The organism is Methanobrevibacter sp. UBA417 (genome assembly GCF_002508845.1).
In the GTDB taxonomy this organism is placed as follows: Archaea; Methanobacteriota; Methanobacteria; order Methanobacteriales; family Methanobacteriaceae; genus Methanobrevibacter_A; species Methanobrevibacter_A acididurans.
In genome coordinates, this window is the sequence record NZ_DAZC01000008.1 from 534 (window position 1) to 23,333 (window position 22,800).

Here is a 22,800-nt window from a genome sequence, read left to right on the forward strand (position 1 = left end):
ATGGGAATTTCATTTCGCTGCCAATTCATTTTATAATTACTAATTTTATTATTCCAATTTTTATACTAATTTTTATATATTCTTTAAAAAATGTTATATACTATTTTTAATATATTTATTATTGTCGTATCATTAATTTTTTTTAGTGAACAATGATATAGGTATTTTTTATGAGATAAAGTTATATTTTTTTACCATCTGTGACTAAATTAATAACCTAACATTGCACAGGCTGCCTGTTTCGAGGGTTGCTCGAGGAGGGAAGGGTAATCTACCTATGATTCATGAGAGTTAGTATACGGGTAATATTTAGTCATAATCTATTTATTTAGGTTATGACTTTTTTTTAAAAAAAATAGTATGTTTTTATTTTCTTTCTTTTTTTATAAAGAAATTATAAACACTTATTAATGCTACAAATAAACTTATTGTAAATCCAATAAATCCTAAAAATGGATAACCCATTATCATTAAACCTTTATTTGTTATCATTACTAATGATGATCCCATTAACAATGCAGCTAATATGATTGACATTGATACCATATCTGTAGCACGTGAAAGGCCTTTAGGTTCTATTTCTATTTCTATTTTACCTTCTTCAATTTTGTATAACATACTTGTTGCAAATTTTGGTAAAATTTTCATTATATGTTCTACTTCTATGATATTGTGTTTTATATAATCTACTCCACGATGTGGACTAAATTTGTCTAGTAATATTTTTTCTGCTAGTGGACTTAATACTTTAACTACATTAAATTCAGGATCTAAAGCTAATCCTGTTTCTTCTATCATTCCTATTCCTCGTGCCATTAATACAAATTCTCTTGGTAGGGCAACATTATAATCTATCATTAAGTTAATTAAATCTGTCATTCCACCTTGCATTTTTTGTAATTCTGCACCATAATATTTTGCTATTAAATCATTTAAATCATATTTTAAGGATTTTATATCTGTTTCATCAGTTAATATGTCCATATATCTTAATTGGTTTATCATATTATCTGCATCTTTTGATATTAAAAATAGGAATAGTTCGGCTAAGTTTTCACGGAATGTTGTATCCATCCATCCCATCATTCCTTCATCTAAATAACATACTATGTTATTATTTAAAATGTATATGTTTGCAGGGTGTGGGTCTGCGTGGAAAAATCCATCTATTAAAATTTGTTTAAAATAGGATTTTACTCCTCTATTTGCTATTAATTTAGCATCATATCCTTCAGGATTTTCTATTACTTCTGATACTTTTTTTCCTTTAATAAATTCCATTGTTATTAATTTTTTTGTGGAATATTCTGGGTATCCTTTAGGTATATAAATTCCATAATCATCTTTGAAATTTTCTCTAAATCTTTGCATATTTGAAAGTTCTTGGTTATAATCTATTTCTTTGTTTAGGGATCTTTCAAATTCTTTTTCGATAGCGGGTAAGTTTAAAGTTTTTGCTCTGTATATATATTTGTCTATACGTTTAGCGAAGAATCTCATTAAGTTTAAATCAGTTTTTATTATTTCTTCTAATCCTGGTTTTTGTACTTTTACTACAACTTCTTTTTTTTCTTTTTTTAGGGTTGCATGATGTACTTGTCCTATACTTGCTGTTGCAATTGGTGTTTCATCAAAATCTGAGTAAATTTCTGTTAAGGGTTTTTCTAATTCTGTTTCTATTTGTGTTTTTATTTCATCAACTGGTATGGCAGGGTTATTATCTTGTAATTTACTTAGTTCATCCGCCATTTCATATCCTACTAAATCTGGACGTGTACTTAATGTTTGGCCTAATTTTATGAAAGTTGGTCCTAATTCCTGGAAACTTTTTCTTACTCTTATTGCAAGTAAGTTTGTATTTGCTTCTAATTCTTCTTCTTCACTACTTTTTTTCTTAAATGGATTTTTGTGTGATAGTTTTGCGTGTTCGTTAATATGTTCTAATCCATTTTTCCGCAGTACTTTGATTATTTCGTTTAATCTTTTTAGATTAGGATTTCTTGTGTTGCTTGTAACTTTCATTTTTATCTTTAGGCCTTTAATTTATATTTATTTAATTTTTGTTGTTTTTGTATTTTATTATTTTCTTTTTAAAATTTTTTAAGTATTTCTCCATATACTTCTTTTAATTTTCCGTGTGAGTTTTCATATATTCTTTTTAGAATAAGTTCAGGTGTACTTTTTGCTAGAAGATTGATTTGTGGAGTTCTATTCACTATTAAATTATAGTTTTTATCTAATCCTTTTGCTTCTATTCCATCTATACGTACTTTTGTGTAATTACTTAATTCTTTTGCCATATGGGTTACTATTATTCCATATGATTCTGTTTCTTTTAACATTTCAATGAAACTACTTATTATTTTCACTGCTGCTTCTAATTCTGTTATTCCTTCTAATTCATCTAATAATACTAATTTTTTATGATTATTTGTTACTATTGGCATGAATACATTAAGAAATGATTCAAATGCTCCTGCATCTAATGATCTTCCTTTGCTAAAGTAATATATTTCATTTAATATTTTTACTTCTGCTTCTTTTGCAGGTATAGGTAAACCCATTTGGGTCATTATATTTATTTGACCGATTGTTTCTAGAAGTGTTGTTTTTCCTCCACTATTTGCCCCAGTTAATAATGCTATATTATCTTCAGGGGATAAGTGATAATCTATTTTTTGGATATTTTGATTTAGGGCTAAATTTAAGTTTATTCCTTGTGTTATTTTTAAATTTTCACTTATTTTGGGTTTGTTTAAATTGTATGTGTATGCGAAACTTCCTAATGTGAATTCATAATCAAATTTTATAGTTTCTTCTATTTCCTCTTCAGCTTGTTTTCTGATATTATATAATTGGGATGCTATTGTTATTTTTTTATCATATAAATTTGTTGTTTTGATATTTTCTTGTTCTTGGTTTATTCTTTCTAATTCTTCTTTATCTATTTCGATTGGATATTTTTTTATGTAAGGATCAAAGTCAATATGGGTAGCTTCTAATAATTTTTCTTTACCTTTACTTATAATCTCTTCAAATATTTCCTCTATTTTTTTAGGTAAATCATTATTTAATAAATCGAGGACTTCATCTCCTCCAATATCAACATTTTTTATACTATTTTTTAACTCTTCATCCATATCTTGCTTAACATTTAAAACAATTTCTTCAATATTTATATCATTACTTTTAAAATCATCCAAATCACTTAATAAAGGTTCAACACAATCACAAACACTATTTAAGCCTAAAATATTACGAATTTCAAAAATTTTTTCAAATAATTCTCTATTATTATCAAAATAATCAATTACCATTTCGGGAACAATCTCATAAACAGGAGATTCATGACTAATCATAATAACATTACCCATATCACCAAAATCCAAGAAACCTTCATTATAAACATAAAAAATTACTTCATAATCTCTAATTTCATCAGCAAACAATTGGGAATTACTAGCAACAACAATAGGATAATACTTATTTAAATTCAAATCAGTTAAATAATTCCCATCTTCCTGAGATTCCACAACAATAACTTTACTTGGATCATAAGAACCTTTAACTTCTTCTGGTTCTCCTAAATTTTTCATTAAAACTTTTAAATCATCAATAGGTAAATGACTAATTTTATCCTTAGCTTCCATTACAAAATCTAAATGCCTATTAATCTTATTAATATCTGTTGTAGGGGACAATAATTGGACACGATTACGACTATAATTTGTATTAGAAAAATTTAAAATTTTACTTATAATCTCTTCATACAAAACATGAGCCCTTTCACTTTTTAAAAATTTCTCTTGAGGGTTTCCTAATAAACTATTCATAATTTGAATAGCTTTTCTTTGTGAAATACCATCAATTTTACTTAATTGCTCCAAATCTAGGTTTTCAACGATTTGGGAAAGATTTTCCTTTCCCCCAACACTATTTAATATTTTCTTAGATAATTTAGTTCCTACACCATCAATTTGTTCTAAATCCATTGCCATAATAAATAACCTACAATAATTAAATCGCTGTTTAAAATCCACGAGTAAAATTTCCACTACTAATATTAGGAGAATACTTCTTAATACTATTTAAATTATTTTTAGAAACATCATCAAGGTTAATAGCATCTTTATATATTTTCCCAATATTATTAACATAATCTATATTTTTCCATCTAGCATCTATACTGAAATTATTAACACCACTATCTTTAAAAAAATCAACTTCATTAATAAGACATAAATCTTGATAATTTAACATCATTACACCATCTTCATTAAGTGGACGATAAAGAGAATATTTATTCTTATTTTTATCATTTAAGTAAACATTATTAATCTCATTATTTGGATTATCCAATTTTTTAAGGGAATTCTTTATATCATGTGGAAGAATATTTTTTCTACTAATTAATGATTCCATATTTCCATGGATAAGAATTTCTAAAACTGGAAACTCTTTATTATAACTATTAAAAATATTCTTAAAATCTTTTTTACTTAACTCCGGGGAAATAGTAAGTAATTTGAAATTATTTAACTTTTTAACACTTTCACTATTAGAAATATTTAAATGATATGTTCCATAAATTTCAATTTTAAATTTATCCTTTAAGTATTCACCAATCCCTAAATTAGAAATCATTATTGAAGGAACTGTGCTTACTTTTGAAAGAATTCCACAAACTTTAACCAAATCTTCAAATAATTCGTCATGGACTATACTTGGCCACATCCAAATAAAATTACAATTTTTTTCAGCACAAATTCTATTAGCTTCTTTAATAATATTAACACAATAACTAATATCTAAACTTTTATGTTCATCTATTAACTTACTATTTTTTGTTGGAATATCAAAATATATATTATTAAAAATATTTTCATTTAAATTTTCTAAAACTGTTAAATTATTAATGTATACATTTAAGTTTTTATCTATTGATTTATTATTTATTGAGATTTGATTCTCTTTTTTAAGATATTCCTTAATCTTTTCTTTTGAATTTTTAAGATCCCTATTTTTAGGAAGATATGTACCTAAAATTTTTTCTTCAGCTTTTTTGAAAAAATTTCTTCTTAATTGATTCAAATCACTTATAGGAGTAAATAAATTTCTATTTATTCTCCCTACTTCTACTGTTTCTAAATAATAAGGCAAATCACTAATTTTGCTGATTTGTTTTTCTATAGTTTTTTCATTAATAGGTCGGTTTTTAGCTGTTTCCCAAGGTTTCAATCCTTTTTGTTTAACTGTTACAAGTTCACCATTACTTAATTTAATAGTTCCTTTTATTATTGGATAATTTTCTTTATCCACATTAAATTTTATGTGAAGTGTAGATTTTCTAAAACCTTGACTTTGAGAATCATGCTCTAATTCTTTTAATGTTTTATTAACACTATTTCTTTTGTTTAAATAAACTTTACATCCTTTTTCAATGTTTATATAAGGTTTTTTGTTTTCCCTAACTTTTTGAACTATAAGAACTTTACCTTCCACTTTTTCTTTTATTAATCTATTTTTTTTCCAATAAGCTTTAGATTTTTTAAAATGGGGATTTCCACTAATATCAAAACCATAAGTATGAGTTTTACTATCTTTCTTTAAAGGAGTTCCTTCAATAACTAAACCATCACCTTTTTGGGGGATATGGATTAAATTTTCGTTTAATTGTATGAAAAATTTTCCAGATTCTTTATCAAATTCCTGAATTTTTCCAATATATAATCCAATATGGCTGGGATTATCAATATTCATTATCTTATTAGAATCCTCATTATTAAATAAATGTCCAGTACTTAATTTTCGATTAAAAACTAAACTTAAATCTTCATGACCTTTTTGTGTTGTGAATTCTTTGTCCTTACTTCTTCTTCGTAACTTATTTAAAGATTGACGATATGTACTAGTTGTAATCATAACATATTCTTTATTACGCATACGCCCTTCAATTTTTAAACAATCCACTCCAATATCACTTAAAACATCTAGTTTACCATATAAACTTAAATCTTTAGGACTTAAAAAATATTTTCCATCATTATTTCCTAATTTGTAAAAATTACCATTACAACTATCAGCAGTTAAAGTATAAGCTTGTCTACATGGTTGTGCACAAGTACCACGATTACCACTACGCCCTCCAATAAAACTACTAAATAAACATCTTCCACTATAAGAGTAACATTGAGCTCCATGAACAAAAAATTCAACTTCTAATCCTATTTTATGCGCTTCTTGAGTCATATCTTTTAATTCATTTAAAGTTAATTCTCTAGGTAAAACCACACGACTAATACCACTTTTTTTCGCCCATTTTAAATCATTTATATTTTCAATATTCATTTGTGTACTAGCATGAATATTAAAATCTGGAATAAATTCATGAATTAATTTCATTAAACCTATATCTTGGATAAGTACACCATCAACACCTAAAGAATATAATTCATAAACATATTTTAAACATTCCCCTAATTCTTCCTCTTTAATTAAAGTATTTACAGTAATATAAACTTTAACATTATGCATATGTGCATATTCCACACTTTTATTTATTTCTTCAATTGTAAAATTATCTGCATACTTTCTAGCACCATAATTCTTACCAGACAAGTATACACTACTTGCACCAGCTAAAACCGCAATTTTTAAATGTTCTACATTACCTACAGGAGATAATAATTCAGGTATTTTCATAAGTTGTACTCCAATTTTTTTATACTATAACTATTTTATATATTTTAAACTATAAAATTATATTATATGTATATTGTTTTTGAGGGAATTGATGGTAGTGGTAAATCAACACAAATAAATTTACTAAAAAATTATCTTGAAAAAAATGGTTTAAAAGTTGAATGTGTTGTGGAACCTACTGATAAAACTGTTGGTAAAGTAATTAGAGAAATTTTAACTCATGAAGATTCAACTACAAGTAATGTGCAAAAAACATTAGGTTTACTTTTTGCAGCAGATAGAATGCAATTAATGAACACTATTGAATCATATGAAAAAGAGGGTAAAATAGTCTTAAGTGATAGATCATTTTACAGTAGCTTAGCTTACCAAGAACCACAAGATTGGATATATGAAATTAATAAATTTGTTAAAAATCCTGACATGGTTTTATACTTAAATATCGATTTGGATAAAAGTCTTAAACGAACAACTGGAATTGATGAATTTGAAAATAAAGAATTTTTAACTAAAGTTCAATGTAACTATGAAAATTTATGTAGAAATCATAATTTTAAGATTATCAATGCAAACAATGGAGTTAATCTTGTAAGTAGAGACATTCAAAAAGCAGTTGCACCATTATTTGATATTTGTGTAAATAACATTAGATAAGATAAATAAATAATTATTGTAATTGAGGAATAATATCATATGTTAAATTTTTTAGAAATAGATGAAATTGATTGGAAATTAATATGCATTGGTGGAATTGTAACATTTATTATATCTTACATTTTAAGTTTTGTGTTACAACAATTTTCTATTAATGGTTTATTATTATTACTTGTGTTAATTGGAATTATAATTTTTTCAACACATATTAATAAACCTAATGTTGGAAAAGGAGTTATTCATGGAATATTAATGGGATTAATTTCTGGAATCTGTTCTGTTATTGTTGGAACACTTTTAGTAACTATAGAATATAATTTTATATTAAATGTGCTTTTACTTCTTTTAACTTATATTCCAATGTACTTACTAGTTGGATTCCTTGGTGGTTTAATAGGTGTAGAAATATCCAGTTTAATATCTAAAAAAAGAAAAAGTTAAGAAAAATAATATATGTTTAATTTTCTAATTCTTTTAATCTTTTTTTTATTGAATCAGTCATAAAATCTTTAGCTTTTTCTAATTCTTCTTTAGTCCCTATAAGTTTAGGACCATATTCAGTTTGTTTTAATTTAACTTCAAATTTATCAATAGTGTGTGCTAAGACTTGTTCTCCAACACCATTAGGTAATCTCATTTCGTATTCTTCAGCATCCATTATATCAACTCAAACATTTTAATTAATAATTATTATATTATTCCAAATATACTTTTTTTTTATTCTTCCATGAATTCACGTACAGGTTCTAAAAATTCTATTAAGAAATCACTAACACCATTTTTTAAGTCCATAGGATGTAATTCACTAGCACTAAATTGTTTTATTAATTCTTCGTGAGTTAATTCTAAATTTCCACCAAATTTTTCGGGACGACTAATTTTAATAGTTTCTTGGTTAGGGAATAAAAAGTTTTCACAAATTTCAATCATAGGATTATTTTCAATTTCTCCTTTAGGACAATATCCTTTATTAATTTTCTTCTTAATATCTTTAGGGGTATCATCAACAGCAATAAAGTTACCTTTACTACTACTCATTTTATCATCACCATCAGTACCATGTAATAAAGGAGTATGTATACAAACAGGAGCTTTTTCCCCTATTTTAGGTAATGTTTCACGTGCTAACATTTGAATTTTTCTTTGTTCCATTCCACCTAAAGCAACATCTGCTTTCAAATAAGCCATATCTGCGGTTTGCATAAGTGGATAAATTGTACTAGCAACTTTTGGATTGTCATCATGACGACTAACTTGATCCATACTACGTTTAGCTCTTTTTAATGTAGTTAATGTAGCTAATTGGTAAACATTATTAGTATATTCTGGTTCAGTTTGATATGAAGAACCTAAAACATATTCAGTTTCAGAGTCTAAACCTAAAGCTTGGAAACATTTTTTATTATATTCTGCAGTAACTTTAATATCTTCAAGATTACCTTTTCCATTTAAGTAAGCATGATAATCTGCAAGTAATATTTTTATATGAAAACCCATTTTTTGTAATTGTTTTAATTTCATTATTGTAATTGCATGACCTAAATGGATTTTACCAGAAGGCTCATAACCAGTATAAGCTATTGGTTTTTCATTATCAAATAATTCTATTAATTCTTCTGGTTCTATAATTTCAAGTGTTCCATTTTGGATTATTTCTAATTTTTCTTGATTACTCATAAAATATCACTAAAATTCTTTTCATTTATAATAAGTAAACTTGGCCTTCTAATTTAATAGTATCTACTTCTTGACCAATATTAATGTTATTAAATTTATCATTCATTTCTAAATCAACTGTAGTATAATCATCAGGATCTAAAATTTGTATCATACTAGGAGATTTATCCGTAACAATACTTTGTTTTACCTTTGTATTTTTTTCAAGTAATTTTACTTTAGTACTGTTTTTCCACTGGATATTAAAATCTTTTCTGTCTTGAAGATTTTCGCAGTGAATATTATGTCCACTAATATGTGTAATTTCTAATATTTTATCCTCAAATTTTACAAAATCACCAATTTCGTATTCGGGTAATCTGAATGAAATCCATATACGATATAAACCTTTTCCTGTAGATTTATCTTCACTAATTAATCTTGGAGATTCTTTACTTTCTCCACCAATTTCATTTTTTAAATTATTAATTATTTTTTTTGCTGTTTTATATGAACCAATATAATAATCAAACCCTTCTTTAGGGGTTAATATTTGGGGAATATAAGCTAATTTATCTTTTTTGGCTTGTTTATTGATTGTATGTTGTACTACCCCTTCAATTTTATTAAGTTCTTCTTGTTTTATTTCTCGATTATCTGCTCTTAATTGTATTACTGCTTCATAATAACCTGATTCTTTTTTACTGCAATTAGGGCATACGTTATGATTTAATTTAACATTAACATTATAAATTTCATTTATATCGGTGTTTAACACGTTTCCATTAACTATTACTTCACATTCAGCTATAGTTCCACGCATTTGAAGAATTTCTAAGTCAATTATAGGATTTTCAGTTAATTCATCAATTTTTATAGCATCTTCAATAGCTCTATAAATTATTTCTTCTTCAGGTATTTCTTCATCAATCCATTGTCCTTGGAAAAGTTTAGCATTACAATGTTTACAAATTATAACATCAATATTTTCAGGGATTTTTATCATTTGGTATGTTTTTAAAAAACAGTTTTTACACACGCCATTGATTAATGGTTCTTCGGTATTTCCACATTCTGGGCAAAACATAATAATCAAAATAGTAAAAAAAGATAACTTTTTTTTAAAAAAAGTTAATATAGGAGATTTTATCTCCTTAAATTGGTTTTAAAGGTGCTCTTGCACCACAAGCTGCACATTTAAGTATGAATATACGGTCTTCTCTAATAATTTTTGTATCTGGTCTGTTACATTCGTGGCAGATAACATATTTTTCCACATATTCATCTATTCTTTCATTAATAAGGAAATGGTTGAATTTTCCTTGTAATATTGCTCTTTGACCTTCTAAGTTTCCAGCGGTACCTAATTCACGTAATAAAAATTTTAATATGTGTTGAGGGTCTCTGTTTAATACTTCAGCTACATCTTTGAAGTTTTGTATGAAAGTACGATTTCCTTGTATTACACTGTATGCTTTAGGTACTTTGAATCTTTTTGTTTCAAAAACTTCAGGAGGTAGTTGGTCTATTGCACGATCTAGTAATTTATTATAATCATCCATGATTTATCTCTCCATTAATCTATATTTTTAATTTTTCATGAAAAAATTTGTTAAAAAAAATAATATTTTGTTTAAAAAGTTATCAATAAAAATATAATATATAAATTTAGTTTTTTATATTATATTAAACTATTGTATAAATAATTATTATATAAATAAAATTTTATTTTTTATAAAATTTTTTTTAGACTTTTTTTAATTTTCCAGCATTAGGTTCGAATATAACTCCTCTAGATTTAAGATTTTTAATCATTTGATTTAATTTTTCTTCACCAACATCATAATCTTCTAACATTCTTTGTTTTAAAATGTTTATTGGAGCATTACCTTCAAATTCAGATTGTAATTCAGTAATTACTTCAATTACAACCTGTAATTTGTCCCGATCTGATTTAGGTGTACGGCCTTCTACTTTATCAATATCTATTTTCCCTGTTTCAGGATCGTATCCTACTTCTTTAAGACATGCTTGTTGTAACTTTATAGCTTTTTCAGCATCTTCAGGTTCCACATACTCTTTTAATCTAATTTTAGCACTAGCTTCTGCTAAACGGATAATTGCTTCTAATTGTCTTGCAGTTATTGGTACTGGTGCTTCTTCTTCTACTGCACCACTTCTCATACTAACATAAAATTCTTCTAATACTTCATTTGCTTCATCTGTTAATTTTGGGTTAGCATTTTTACGTGCATATGCAATATATTTTCTTAGTAATTCTGGTTCTATTTCATAATTTACATTGTTCTCTTTATGAATTGTTAATATATGTTTTGCTAGTTCCCTATCGTTTTCTACATTTGGTTTATCTTCTATGATGAACATTAAATCGAATCTGCTTAAAATTGGGGAAGGTAAATCTATTTGATCTGCTACTGTTTTATATCGGTCAAATCGCCCAAATTTTGGGTTTGCTGCTGCAAGTACACTACAACGACTGTTTAATGTTGCCATTATTCCTGCTTTTGCTATACTTACAGTTTGTTGTTCTAATGCTTCGTGAAGTGCACTTCTATCTTCAGCTCGCATTTTATCCAATTCGTCGACACAAACATTACCTTGATCCCCAAGTACTAATGCACCTGCTTCAAGGGACCATCCTCCAAGTTCATCTCTAACTGCGGCTGCGGTTAATCCAGCACCTGTTGTACCTTTACCACTAGTATATATACTTCTAGGAGCTAATTTGGATACATATTTTAATATTTGAGATTTTCCTATACCTGGATCCCCTACTATTAAAATGTGTATATCTCCCCGTAGTCTAGTTTCATCTTCTAAGATTTTTGCAGATCCTCCGAAAAGTTGTAATGCTATTGCTTCTTTTACTTCTCGATATCCTTTAATACTTGGAGCTGTGGATTTGATAATTTTATTGTATATGTCAGGATCTTTACTTAATTCTAAAATTTCTTTTTCATCTTCTTCGCTAAGTGATAATTCTTCAAATTCTTGTTCTAATGGTTCAATGTAATTTACATAGATATAATTTTTAAATTTTCCGCTACGTTCTTCTCTGAATGTTTTAAGTGTTCCAGTTATTCTTACTTTATCTCCAGGATTTAATTTATCAACTAAATCATCTTCAAGAACCATCAACATTTGTTTAGGTTCTGTTCCTCCTGATAAGTTTTCTAATGGTTCTTGCATACGTGCTGTTTGTGTGTCTATGTATTTACTTTCCCCCTCTAAAAGTCTAAAAGATCGTCCACCACAATCACTACATAAACTTGGTTCCATGACATGTCTATCATTTGTCTGTTCTACTTCATGTAACCTCATACACCCTCGGCATTCAAATACTCCAGTTTCTATACGGGGACGTATTTCGTCTGTTTTTCGTATAATTCCATCTGCAGATACAAAACTTCCTATGTATTTACTTAATAAAACTTTTAATGGAATTATATTTGTCACATGTGCAAATCTTATATTAATATCCGCATCTTTCATTAAGGGATCAATATTTTTCAGTGCTGTTTTAGCAGCATTTATTACTTCTTCAGGTTTGTCAAGTAATAAGTCCGCTTGATCAGGATCAAACATTTCCCATTCAGGATATTCAATTATAAGTGATTTTTCATCGGGAAATTTTTCTAAAACATCATATACTTTATCTTTATATTTTGTTGTGAAAAATTCTTCGAATTTGGTGGTTGTTAAATTTATTTTTTCACTGGAATTCATAATGATTTCTAATTTATTTAATATTATATTTATAAATTTCAGATTATATTTTTTTATTATAATTTTTTTATTAAATTTAAATATGTGTTTTGATATATTATTTTATAGTTATTTAGGTAGAATATTTTTTTATATTTTATCTTATAAAGGAGATTTTTATGAAAAAGTCACGTTTAAATTTATTTAAATCAACATCGATGCTTATCTCTATTCTTGGCGTTATAATGATAATTGCTACAATAGTTGTAGCTGCTTATATTGGTTTTAACTTAGTGAGTAGTAATTTAACTGGTGGGGTATCTAGTGGAACTCAATATGATGAGTTAGCAAGTCTTAGATCTAATTATTCTGATTTGGAAGGTCAGTTTAATACTACTAAGGTAGCTGTTTATGCTTCTGGTAATGATTCTCTTCAACAACAATTTGCAGATGCTCAACTTGAATTGGTTCGTTCTAAAAATAGTTTAGATGGAGTAGACAGTGCTTTATCTACGGGTAAACCTTCTTCTGAAGTTAATCAAAGATTAGAACAAGCTAAAAAGGATTTGCAAACAGCTCATGAAGCTTATGCAGGCATTCCTCAAAGTTAAATATTTAACTTTTTTTATTTTTTTCTTAGTTGCTATTTTTTATATTTTATAATTTAAAACAAGGCTTATTTTATATTATTTTTCAGAAAAAAGTTATTTAATTAATGTATTAGTTAAAAAAAAGTTTAAACTATGGGGCTGTCCCATAAGTGAAAATTTTTTTTAGAAAAAATTGAGGGGATGTGCTGTTTTTGGGTGTATTTATGTTAATTTTACACTTGAAATGGCACCTAACCATTTTTTTTAATTAGTAAACTTCTGTTTATTAAGTGTTGATTTATTTAATTGTAGATTAGATTAACTAGGTTTGTTATTTTTTTTATTTATTTTATATGTGATGTTTTTTTTAAATGAGTGTTGTGTTTAAATTTTTATGTATTTTTTGTATGTTGTGTGCTATTGCTTTAAGTGTTAATTCGTGTTTTGCATTTTTAAGGTGTTTGCGTTCTACTTTTTTGCATTTTATAATTTTTTTTAAGAGATCCGAAGTATCCTTCACTTAAGGGTGCTCTTTTTTGATACATGCTTTCCCCTAGTTTTGAGTTGAAATCTTGTCTTAATTTACTCCGTAATGGGTGTTCTCTGTCCATTATTTCCCGGACTCTGCTTTTTGTACAATCATTGTGGGATTTTACAAATTTTTACACATACTGGTAGAATAAACACGATAAAACACATTATTAATCTTTCGATTATGCTGATAATTTAGTATTTCGTTTTGTGGACAAATATAACAATCTGCTTTTTCATTATAAATGAAATTAATTTTACTATAGCTTTTTATTTTATTTCCTTTTTTATGTTTCATGCTTTCCACTCTGCTGGGAATTAATGGTATGGAACCATTAATGAAAGCGTGTTCTAGTGCTTGATTGTTTAAATATGCATTATCTGCTAAATAAAATTTTGGTCTTTGACCTAAATTTTCTTCAACCATTTTCATCATTTTAAGCATCTGATGATGATCAAGTTGGGAGCTATGAGTTAAATACTCAGCAACCACCATTCCATTGTGACTATCCACTGCAACTTGATAATTATAGTTTAATCCCATTTTATCCTCTTTATCTTTCATCCAACGTGATTCAGGATCCGTGAAACTAATCGTATGCTTACCATCATAATTTTCTTTTAAAAAAATTAGAAAACCCTTAACATAGTCTAATCTACTTTTACTAATTAAACAAGTTTTTAAAAGTTTCAAACCATTCTTATTCAAATTTTCATCTATTTTATCCACTAAAGGTTTTAAATCTAGGCATGATTTACCTTTTTGAATGTATTTTCTTAATTTATAACCAATGTACTGTTCTTACTTTTCTTATCTGAATATTTTTTAATCAGTTTTTCTAGGAAATTTATTTCCTCAATTTTTATTAAATTAAAATTATTAGCATTTGCCTTTAAAATAGTCCCATCAACCGTAACACAATTATTATCAATCAATTTAAGTTTTAAACCCAAAAACACAGTATAATAAAATAATTCACCAATCAAAAACTTATTATATTTAAAAAAACGTGAAATAGTTGATTTACTAGGCTTCTTATTATTTAAAATATAATTACAAGACTCATCATTATTATCTAACCAATCAGCTAATTTCCTACAACTTAAAACATTATTAAAAACACCCCAAACAAACAAACCCAATAATTCATCAGGCAAATACTTTTTAGGACGACCACGACCCATATTAAAATCTTCAAAAAAAGAAGGAAAATCCTCTTTAAACTTACTCACAATAAATTTAACAGTAAAAACCAAACCCTCATCCTTTAAATTATATCCAGGAACATTTAAAATAAAATTAGCCTGCAAATCAGCTTTAAAACTACAACAAACCATAAATTAAAACCTATCCGTACTTTTTTCAATTTTGTATAAAAAAAAAATTTTAAAAACCACAAAAAAACAGTGAAAAAACCAAAAAATTTAAATGCCACAAACCACATAAAAAAGTAATGTGGATTTGGTTTTTGTTTTTTGTCGTTATTAAACTATTTATCAATTTACACATTTATAATTAACTATTTCTAAACGATAGAATAACTAAAACAACTTCTATCAATCAAAATTTATACAAAATAAGAAAAATAACAAAATCAAAAAAGTAAAAAAAGAAAAAATTAATTATGGGACAGTCCCAACTATTTTTTATAAAAAAATAGTAAAAAAATTTGAAATTTGGTATTTTTATTTAGTTTTGTAATTTTGTAAGTAATTCTTGAAGTGTAGGAGCACCAACGAATTCAACATTACCATCAATTACTATTGTTGGTACTGCATATATTTGGTATTCCATAGCTTTTTCACGGTTTTCTTCATTTGAAGCATCTAATACTTCTATTTCTATTCCTTCGATTTGTTTTTTTGCTTCTTCAACTACTTTAACTGCTGCTGGGCAGTGTGGACAAGTAGGTGAGGTAAATACTTCTATTTTTGTCATTATATTTTTCTCCTTTTTTATGATTTTTTTTAATTTTATTTTAAAGTTAATTATAATAATCATTCTTCTACTATTTAATAGTTTTTATTGATATGAACAAATTTAATATTTATATTTTTTAGTAATTGCATTTTTGATATTGTCCCAACAATCAGTATTCAAATTTGTACTTGAATCATATTTAATTACTTCATATTTAGTTAAATTAGCTTCATTAGCAGCAATTTGAATAGCCTTTTTTTGAGTTCCTAAACCATCAATTAAATTTTTATTTAAAGCGGTATTACCATTACAAACCTTACCATTCACATAATTTTGCACGGTTTCACTGCTCAAATTACGATTATGACTAATTGTAGAAACGGAATAATTAGAATCACTACTTAACATATTTTTAATCATAACCTTTTGTGAAGAGGATAAACTAGTATAACTTGGTGAAATACTATTAAAAATATTTCCTTTACTGGTATCGGCTGTAATACCTAACTTGGAATAATACGCGGATAAATCTGCACTAGATAATGTAAAACCAATATCTCCAATTGCAGAGTTAGGACTAGCAATAACCTTATCGGTACCTGTAGACAATAAATAACCACAAGATGAACCACTATCTCCGATCCATGCAACTATAGGTTTGTTGGTTTGATTAATACAATCTAACATTTCTTGAGTAGCAACTAAATTACCTCCATTACTATCAATATCTAAAACTATGGCTGCAACTTTATGATCAGAATTTGCTTTATTTATCATGGCTTCAAAGGTATCTGGATTAGTTACTGTAATGTTAGAATTATTATCATAACTAATTTCACCATGAATTGGAATAACAGCAATAGTATCTGGTGTTAAAGCATCAACTCCTATAGGTATTAAAGTGGCAATTAAGATTACAATTAATAAAATTGTAATTCCACCTACAATACCATATCCAAAGTATTTTGATTTTTCATCCATATTCTATCACTTTTTAAAAATCATAAATTATTTTTTATATTATAATTAATTTAATTATAATATCTATTTTTTACAATTAATATATTAGTTATAAAAAATAAAAAATTATTATATATTTATATTAAACTTTTTTTTAAAAAAGATATTTATAAAAGGGAATTTTCATGAAAAAAATAGTTCAATCTCCAGGTTCTGCTACAATAATTAATGCAATGGCAACAGGTTTTGGATCTGCTTTTGGAATAAGTTTAAACAATATTATTGATGCAGAAATTATTGATAAACCTAATATTTGTATTTCTGATATTAATGCTGATACTAAATTAATGTATCATTGTATTGATAAAGTTTTAAATTATTATAATATCAATAGGGATGAATTAGATTTGGGAATTAAAATTAAAACAGAATCTAATGTGCCATTAGGTTCTGGTTTATCTAGTAGTAGCTCTATATCTAATGCAGTAACCATGGCAAGTTCTGCTTTAATAAGTGAAGAATTAAATTTAAAACCATTAAATGATATGGAAATAATTAATTTAGCTATTAATGCATCAATTGATTGTGGGGTTACAATTACAGGATCATTTGATGATGCAACAGCTTCCTATTTTGGTGGGATTTTAATCACGGATAATACTAATCGTAAAATTATTTTACATGAGAACATGGATGAGAACAATATTCTTATTTACATGCCAAATAAACCCTCTTTAAGTGGTAGTGTTGATTTAGATAGAATTAAATTATTTTCACCTTTAGTTAGTATGGCTTTTCAGAAGGCATGTGAAAGAGATTTTTATGATGCATTAAATTTAAATGGTCTTATTTATGGAACTGTTCTTAAATTCAATAATCAGATTGCTGTTGAAGCTTTAAATGCTGGAGCATTAGCTTCTGGATTGTCTGGTTCAGGTTCTGCTTATGTTGCAATTGTAACTGATGAATATGTGGATGATGTTTATGATGCTTGGTCATTTTTAGAAGAAGGTGAAATTATTAAAACTTCTGTTAATAATAATGGAACTAAATTTTTGGAATGATTTTTTTCAAATTTTAATTTTAAAAAAATACCTTTATATATTACTAAATATAGATTATAATTATTATCAAATAGTTATTGGAGAAATTTTCATGGATAATGGCAAGAAAACTGACTTGTGTATGAACGAAGAAGAAGCTAATGAACTTCTTCAAAAATCTAGGAAAAGAATCGATGAAATTGATAATGATTTAGTTAACTTAATTGATGAAAGAACAGCTTTAGCTAAAGACGTTGTAAAAGCTAAAAAATTTTTAGGTATGGAAATTTATGATAAATCTCGTGAAGATGAAGTACATAATCAAGTTTTAAAATTAGCTAAAGAAAAGGATATCGACGGAGATATTCTTACTATTATAATGAATATGCTTGCTATGTTAAGTAAAAATAAACAAAAAGAATTATTATGGAGGGAAAATAATGGGTAATATTAGAACTACTTTTGTTAAACGTATATCCAAAGAACTTATAGAAATTCATCCTGGAGTATTTACTACTGATTTTGATGAAAATAAAAAATTAGTTGCAGAATATTCTACTGTAAGTACTAAACATTTAAGAAATAAAATTGCTGGTTATGTAACTAGATTAGTTAGACAACAAGCTGTTCAAGCTTAAATTTAATTTGTTACATATTCTATTTTTTTTACTTTTATTTTTAAATTTTTCATAAAATTTTTTTATTTATATTTGGAAACTTTTTTTTTAATGGATTTATTGAGAACTATTCAGATTATCCTATTTTTTATAATCTTCTTTTATTTAATTTAATTAATTAATTAGATTTATAAATGTTAAATGACTATAATAATAAATGAATAATAGTTTATATGCACTTTGGTAAAATATTTGATTATGAATCCCTATTTTAAAGTGCTTTATTAATGAAATATCTTTATAATAACAATATTATCAATAATCTTAGGTCGTGAATAGAATATGGAAACTTTAATAGCCAAATTTGGTGGTACATCGATAGGAAATGGTGAACGGATTCGAAAAGCCGCTCAATCTGTAGTTAATGAATTTATGAAAGGAAATAGAGTAGTTGTAGTTGTTTCAGCTATTAATAAGACTACTGATAATTTAATTTCAATTACAGAAGATTCAATTGGCGATGATCCTACACCAAAACAAATGGCTGAAATATTGTCCATGGGTGAAATGACTAGTGCAAGAGTTTTTTCCTCCGTAGTAGAATCATTAGGTGTTAAATCTGAATTTATTGATCCATATAATAGATTTTGGCCAATTTTAACTGATTCAAATCCTTTAAAAGCAAAAATTAATTTTGCAGCTTCTGAAGAAAAATCTAAAGAAATATCTGAGTTATTAGACCAAGGAATAATTCCAGTAGTATGTGGATTTCTTGGAAAAGGGCCTCGGGATGAAATAACTACTCTTGGAAGAGGGGGAAGTGATATAACTGCATTCTTTTTAGGACATGCATTAGAAGCTAATGAAGTGATAATTGTAACTGATGTAAACGGTGTAATGACAACTGATCCTAATAAGATAGAAGAAGCTGAAAAATTAGACCATATCTCTGTAGAAGAAATGAGAGACTTAGCAACACATGGAGCACAAGTATTGCATCCATTTGCATTACAATATAAAGATCCTAGAATCAAAGCAAAAATAATAAGTTTTGAAAAAGGGGATCTTTCAGATTCTGGGACTGCCATTATTGGGCCATTAAATGGAGATATGTTAAAGACTGCAACATTATATCCTGAACCTATATCTGTAGTTGCAATTGTTGGGGAAAAAATGCTCAACAAAAAAGGATTATTGGCAAATTTAACATCTGTTCTAGCAGAAAATGATATAAACATATTTGGGATTTCTGCTGGTGAAAACAGTGTTACAACATTTATTAATAAAAAAGATGCAGATAATGCATACCACTTATTACATACCTTAGTAATAGGTAGTGATAGATTAAGTTCATTATCTTTAGGTCAAGATATAGCAATGTTAACTGTTGTAAGTCCGGATTTTATAGAAACTCCAGGCATAATATCTGATATTACAAACCCATTAAGAAAAAATAATATTAATATAGTAGAAATTTCATCTTCACAAACAGCAGTTGTGATATTTGTAGATTGGGAAGATGGTAAAAGAGCTTTTGAATACGTTAAAGAGGTATTAGAATGAAATTAGAAGGAACTTTTGTTGCAATGGCTACTCCTTTTACATCAGATGATCAAATTGATGAAGAGGGATATCGTGCAAATATAAATTTTTTAATAGAAAACGGTGTTAATGGATTATTAGCTGCAGGAACTTCTGGTGAATCAGCTACAATAACTCATGAGGAACAAAAAAAATTAATTGAAATTTTAATTGATGAAGCTAAAGGTAGAGTTATCACTATTGCAGGGGCAGGAAGTAATTCCACTGCTGAATCTTTAGATTTAGTTAAATTTGCTGGTGAAGCTGGAGCAGATTATGCTCTTGTTATAACTCCATATTATAATAAACCACAAATGCATGGTTTAATCAAACATTATGAAACATTAAACAACAATACTAAAATTCCAATAATTGTTTATAATGTACCTTCTCGTACTGGAACAGATTTAACTTCTGAAACTATTGTTGAATTAGCTAAAATGGATAATATAGTAGGTTTAAAAGAAGCTGTTTCTGATCTTGAAAAATTTACAACAACATTCAAATTACTTAAAGATGCAGGAATAACTGATGATGATTTTTCAATATTATCTGGGGAAGATGGTTTAACAGTTCCAATGATGTCTCTTGGTGTTAAAGGAGTAATTAGTGTTGTGGCTAATATTGATCCTAAACGTATGAGTGAAATGGTTAATGCGGCACTTAAAGGGGACTTTGTTAAAGCTAGTGAATTAAATTATGAATTATATGATTTAATGAAAGCTTTGTTCGTGGAAAGTAATCCTGTGCCTATGAAAGAAGCGTTAACTATGATGGGTAAACCTTCTGGTGATTTAAGATTACCATTAGTTCCTTTATTAGATGAAGATAGGGAAATTTTAAGAAAAGCATTAAAAGATGCTAATTTAATTTAATTATATTAAAAAAAATAATGTTGGAGTAAAGATTATGATAAAAGTTGCTGTAACTGGGGCTGCTGGAAGAATGGGCTCTGGAATTGTTAAAAAAATTAATGAACAAGAAGATATGGAAGTTGTTGCTGCTATTGAAATGCCTGATACTCCTCTTGCAGGTAAAGATGCAGGTGAATTTGCAGGTATAGGGCCAATTGGTGTTGAAATTTCTGATTCAAAAGATTTAGAAGAAACATTAAAATCTTCAGGTGCTGAAGTTTTAGTAGATTTCACTATAGCTCCTGCATCAGCTGAAACTATTAAAAGAACTGCTGCATGTGGTGTTAATTTAATTGTTGGTACTACTGGGTTTACTGAAGAACAAAGTAAAAATAATGCTGATGAAATTAAAAAGAATAATGTTAAATCTGTTATCACCACTAATTTTTCTATTGGTGTTAATGTATTTTGGAAAGTTTTAAAAGATTTAACCCCTATTTTAAATGATTTTGATATTGAAATTATAGAAGCACATCATAATCAAAAACAAGATGCTCCATCTGGAACAGCTATGACTGCATTTGAAATAATTTCTAATCAATTAGGAAGAAATCCTGAAGATATTGGTGTTTATGGAAGAAAAGGCCATGTTGGTAAAAGAACTCCTGAAGAAATAGGTTTACATTCTATTCGTGGTGGAGACATAGTTGGAGACCACACTGTATTATATGTTGGTGATGGTGAAAGATTAGAAATTAAACATCAAGCTCACACTCGTCAAGTATTTATATCTGGTGTTATTAGAGCTTTAAGATATGTTAACTCTGCTGAACCTGGTAAAGTAAGTACAATGAATGATGTATTAGGGATATAATAAAATAAATTAATAAAAAAGAGGATGTATTAAAAATGGTAGATGTTGGAATTATTGGTGCAACTGGTATGGTTGGTCAAAACTTTATAAGATTATTAGATCAACATCCAGATTTTGAAATAACAACTTTATTAGCATCTGAAAAATCTGCAGGAAAAAGATATGAAGATGCAACTACTTGGTTATTAGATAGTGAAATGCCTGAGTCTGTAAAAGATATAAAAGTAGTTGAATCTAATCCAGATAAAGTTGATAAAAATGTTGAAATTTTATTTTCTTCTATACCTTCAGATTTTGCAGCTAAAATTGATCCAGATTTTGCAAAAGAATTTGTAGTAGCATCTAATGCAAGTGCAATGCGTATGAAACCTCATATTCCGCTTTGTATTCCTGAAGTTAATCCGGAAACTTTGGATATGATAGATGATCAACAAAAAGCTTATGATTGGGATGGTTTTTTAGTTACTAATCCTAATTGTTCTACTATTGCTTTAACATTAACCTTAAAACCACTTGTTGATAATTTTAATATTAATAGAATTTATGTTTCAACAATGCAAGCTCTTTCTGGTGCAGGATATAATGGTGTTCCATCAATGGGTATTTTAGATAATGTTATACCTTATATTGGTCAAGAAGAAGAAAAAATGGAAAGTGAATCATTGTACCTGTTAGGTGATTATGAAAATGGTGTTGTGAAAGATGCTCCTTTCAATTTAAGTGCTTCCTGTCATCGTGTTGCTGTTATTAATGGACATACTGAAGCAGTCTTTATTGAATTGGATAAAGAAGAAGATATTGATGATATAAAAAGTAAAATGGCTAATTTCCAAGCTTTACCTCAAGAATTGGGCTTACCTTCTGCTCCTGAATATCCAGTTATTGTTAAAGATGAAGTTGATAGACCGCAACCAAGACTTGATCGGGATGCTTGTAATGGTATGGGTGTAACTGTTGGAAGAGTTAGAAAAGATCAAGCTTTCCCTAATAGTTTTAAATATGTTCTTGTTGGTCATAATACTATCCGGGGAGCTGCTGGTGCATCTATATTAAATGCAGAGTTAATTAATGAAAGAATACTTTAAATTTAA

The 22,800-nt window shown here is 27.2% G+C and carries 22 protein-coding genes and 1 pseudogene; 10 read left to right on the forward strand and 13 right to left on the reverse strand.

The window, feature by feature from the left end; all coding sequences use genetic code 11:
• Nucleotides 1–366 precede the first annotated feature (366 nt).
• From BP769_RS00865 to BP769_RS00875, 3 genes are all read right to left on the reverse strand, one after another.
• Complete coding sequence (locus BP769_RS00865) at nt 367–2,022, reverse strand: ABC1 kinase family protein (protein WP_409197973.1); 1,656 nt, start codon at nt 2,020–2,022, stop codon at nt 367–369.
• Nucleotides 2,023–2,090: 68 nt separating this feature from the next.
• Entirely contained in the window at nt 2,091–3,998 is a 1,908-nt protein-coding gene (locus tag BP769_RS00870; protein WP_413823551.1) for a MutS-related protein, read from the reverse strand.
• 31 nt (nt 3,999–4,029) lie between these two features.
• Nucleotides 4,030–6,702 carry a DUF3656 domain-containing U32 family peptidase gene (locus tag BP769_RS00875; RefSeq protein ID WP_413823553.1) on the reverse strand — a complete coding sequence of 891 codons (2,673 nt, stop codon included), beginning with the start codon at nt 6,700–6,702 and terminating at the stop codon, nt 4,030–4,032.
• A 66-nt stretch (nt 6,703–6,768) separates the two neighbouring features.
• Between BP769_RS00875 and tmk the strand changes: the two genes are divergently transcribed.
• Nucleotides 6,769–7,356, forward strand: coding sequence for a dTMP kinase (tmk, locus tag BP769_RS00880; RefSeq protein WP_409197970.1), 588 nt, complete (start codon nt 6,769–6,771; stop codon nt 7,354–7,356).
• A gap of 39 nt (nt 7,357–7,395) precedes the next feature.
• Nucleotides 7,396–7,797 (forward strand): hypothetical protein, encoded by a 402-nt coding sequence (locus BP769_RS00885; RefSeq protein WP_409197969.1) that lies wholly within the window; start codon nt 7,396–7,398, stop codon nt 7,795–7,797.
• Between the two features lie 16 nt (nt 7,798–7,813).
• Here the strand turns inward: BP769_RS00885 and BP769_RS00890 are convergent, their stop codons facing one another.
• The 5 genes from BP769_RS00890 to BP769_RS00910 all read right to left on the reverse strand — a co-directional run bounded on the left by BP769_RS00890 (nt 7,814) and on the right by BP769_RS00910 (nt 12,759).
• Nucleotides 7,814–8,014 (reverse strand): hypothetical protein, encoded by a 201-nt coding sequence (locus BP769_RS00890; protein ID WP_409197968.1) that lies wholly within the window; start codon nt 8,012–8,014, stop codon nt 7,814–7,816.
• Between the two features lie 59 nt (nt 8,015–8,073).
• The gene (locus BP769_RS00895; protein ID WP_413823555.1) at nt 8,074–9,033 is read right to left on the reverse strand and encodes a tyrosine--tRNA ligase; all 960 of its coding nucleotides are present in this window, start codon (nt 9,031–9,033) and stop codon (nt 8,074–8,076) included.
• A 25-nt stretch (nt 9,034–9,058) separates the two neighbouring features.
• On the reverse strand, nt 9,059–10,099 hold the full coding sequence (locus tag BP769_RS00900; protein ID WP_413823556.1) for a 60S ribosomal export protein NMD3: 1,041 nt from the start codon (nt 10,097–10,099) through the stop codon (nt 9,059–9,061).
• A 67-nt stretch (nt 10,100–10,166) separates the two neighbouring features.
• Nucleotides 10,167–10,574: a translation initiation factor IF-2 subunit beta gene (locus BP769_RS00905; RefSeq protein ID WP_409197965.1), complete on the reverse strand. Its 408-nt coding sequence runs from the start codon at nt 10,572–10,574 to the stop codon at nt 10,167–10,169.
• A 184-nt stretch (nt 10,575–10,758) separates the two neighbouring features.
• Nucleotides 10,759–12,759, reverse strand: a complete 2,001-nt coding sequence (locus BP769_RS00910) for an ATP-binding protein (protein WP_413823557.1) — start codon at nt 12,757–12,759, stop codon at nt 10,759–10,761.
• Nucleotides 12,760–12,917: 158 nt separating this feature from the next.
• On the opposite strand from BP769_RS00910, the gene BP769_RS00915 reads away from it, so the two are divergent.
• A complete protein-coding gene (locus tag BP769_RS00915; protein WP_409197963.1) occupies nt 12,918–13,349 on the forward strand; it encodes a hypothetical protein in 432 nt (143 codons plus the stop codon).
• A gap of 431 nt (nt 13,350–13,780) precedes the next feature.
• On the opposite strand, the pseudogene BP769_RS00920 reads toward BP769_RS00915, so the two are convergent.
• The 5 genes and pseudogenes from BP769_RS00920 to BP769_RS00940 all read right to left on the reverse strand — a co-directional run.
• A pseudogene (locus BP769_RS00920) lies at nt 13,781–13,960 on the reverse strand (hypothetical protein); the annotation flags it as partial.
• A 20-nt stretch (nt 13,961–13,980) separates the two neighbouring features.
• A complete protein-coding gene (locus BP769_RS00925; RefSeq protein ID WP_413828448.1) occupies nt 13,981–14,589 on the reverse strand; it encodes a transposase in 609 nt (202 codons plus the stop codon).
• 47 nt (nt 14,590–14,636) lie between these two features.
• Nucleotides 14,637–15,197, reverse strand: coding sequence for a transposase (locus BP769_RS00930; RefSeq protein WP_413828975.1), 561 nt, complete (start codon nt 15,195–15,197; stop codon nt 14,637–14,639).
• A 352-nt stretch (nt 15,198–15,549) separates the two neighbouring features.
• Nucleotides 15,550–15,861, reverse strand: a complete 312-nt coding sequence (locus BP769_RS00935; protein ID WP_413823687.1) for an MJ0307 family thioredoxin — start codon at nt 15,859–15,861, stop codon at nt 15,550–15,552.
• A 39-nt stretch (nt 15,862–15,900) separates the two neighbouring features.
• Nucleotides 15,901–16,761, reverse strand: a complete 861-nt coding sequence (locus BP769_RS00940) for a S49 family peptidase (protein ID WP_413823684.1) — start codon at nt 16,759–16,761, stop codon at nt 15,901–15,903.
• Nucleotides 16,762–16,925: 164 nt separating this feature from the next.
• Here BP769_RS00940 and BP769_RS00945 point away from each other — a divergent pair, with 164 nt between their 5' ends.
• The 7 genes from BP769_RS00945 (at nt 16,926) to asd (ending at nt 22,794) form a co-directional block, all read left to right on the forward strand.
• Entirely contained in the window at nt 16,926–17,804 is an 879-nt protein-coding gene (locus tag BP769_RS00945) for a shikimate kinase (RefSeq protein ID WP_413823681.1), read from the forward strand.
• A gap of 91 nt (nt 17,805–17,895) precedes the next feature.
• On the forward strand, nt 17,896–18,231 hold the full coding sequence (locus tag BP769_RS00950) for a chorismate mutase (protein WP_409197959.1): 336 nt from the start codon (nt 17,896–17,898) through the stop codon (nt 18,229–18,231).
• The gene (locus BP769_RS00955; protein ID WP_409197958.1) at nt 18,224–18,421 is read left to right on the forward strand and encodes a 30S ribosomal protein S17e; all 198 of its coding nucleotides are present in this window, start codon (nt 18,224–18,226) and stop codon (nt 18,419–18,421) included. Before BP769_RS00950 ends, BP769_RS00955 begins: the two co-directional genes overlap by 8 nt.
• 321 nt (nt 18,422–18,742) lie before the next feature.
• Nucleotides 18,743–19,963, forward strand: a complete 1,221-nt coding sequence (locus BP769_RS00960; protein ID WP_413823678.1) for an aspartate kinase — start codon at nt 18,743–18,745, stop codon at nt 19,961–19,963.
• Entirely contained in the window at nt 19,960–20,856 is an 897-nt protein-coding gene (dapA, locus tag BP769_RS00965; protein ID WP_409197956.1) for a 4-hydroxy-tetrahydrodipicolinate synthase, read from the forward strand. The genes BP769_RS00960 and dapA overlap by 4 nt, the downstream gene beginning before the upstream one ends.
• A 34-nt stretch (nt 20,857–20,890) precedes the next feature.
• Nucleotides 20,891–21,709, forward strand: coding sequence for a 4-hydroxy-tetrahydrodipicolinate reductase (gene dapB, locus BP769_RS00970; RefSeq protein ID WP_413823676.1), 819 nt, complete (start codon nt 20,891–20,893; stop codon nt 21,707–21,709).
• A 35-nt stretch (nt 21,710–21,744) separates the two neighbouring features.
• Nucleotides 21,745–22,794, forward strand: coding sequence for an aspartate-semialdehyde dehydrogenase (asd, locus tag BP769_RS00975; protein ID WP_409197954.1), 1,050 nt, complete (start codon nt 21,745–21,747; stop codon nt 22,792–22,794).
• Nucleotides 22,795–22,800: the final 6 nt, after the last annotated feature.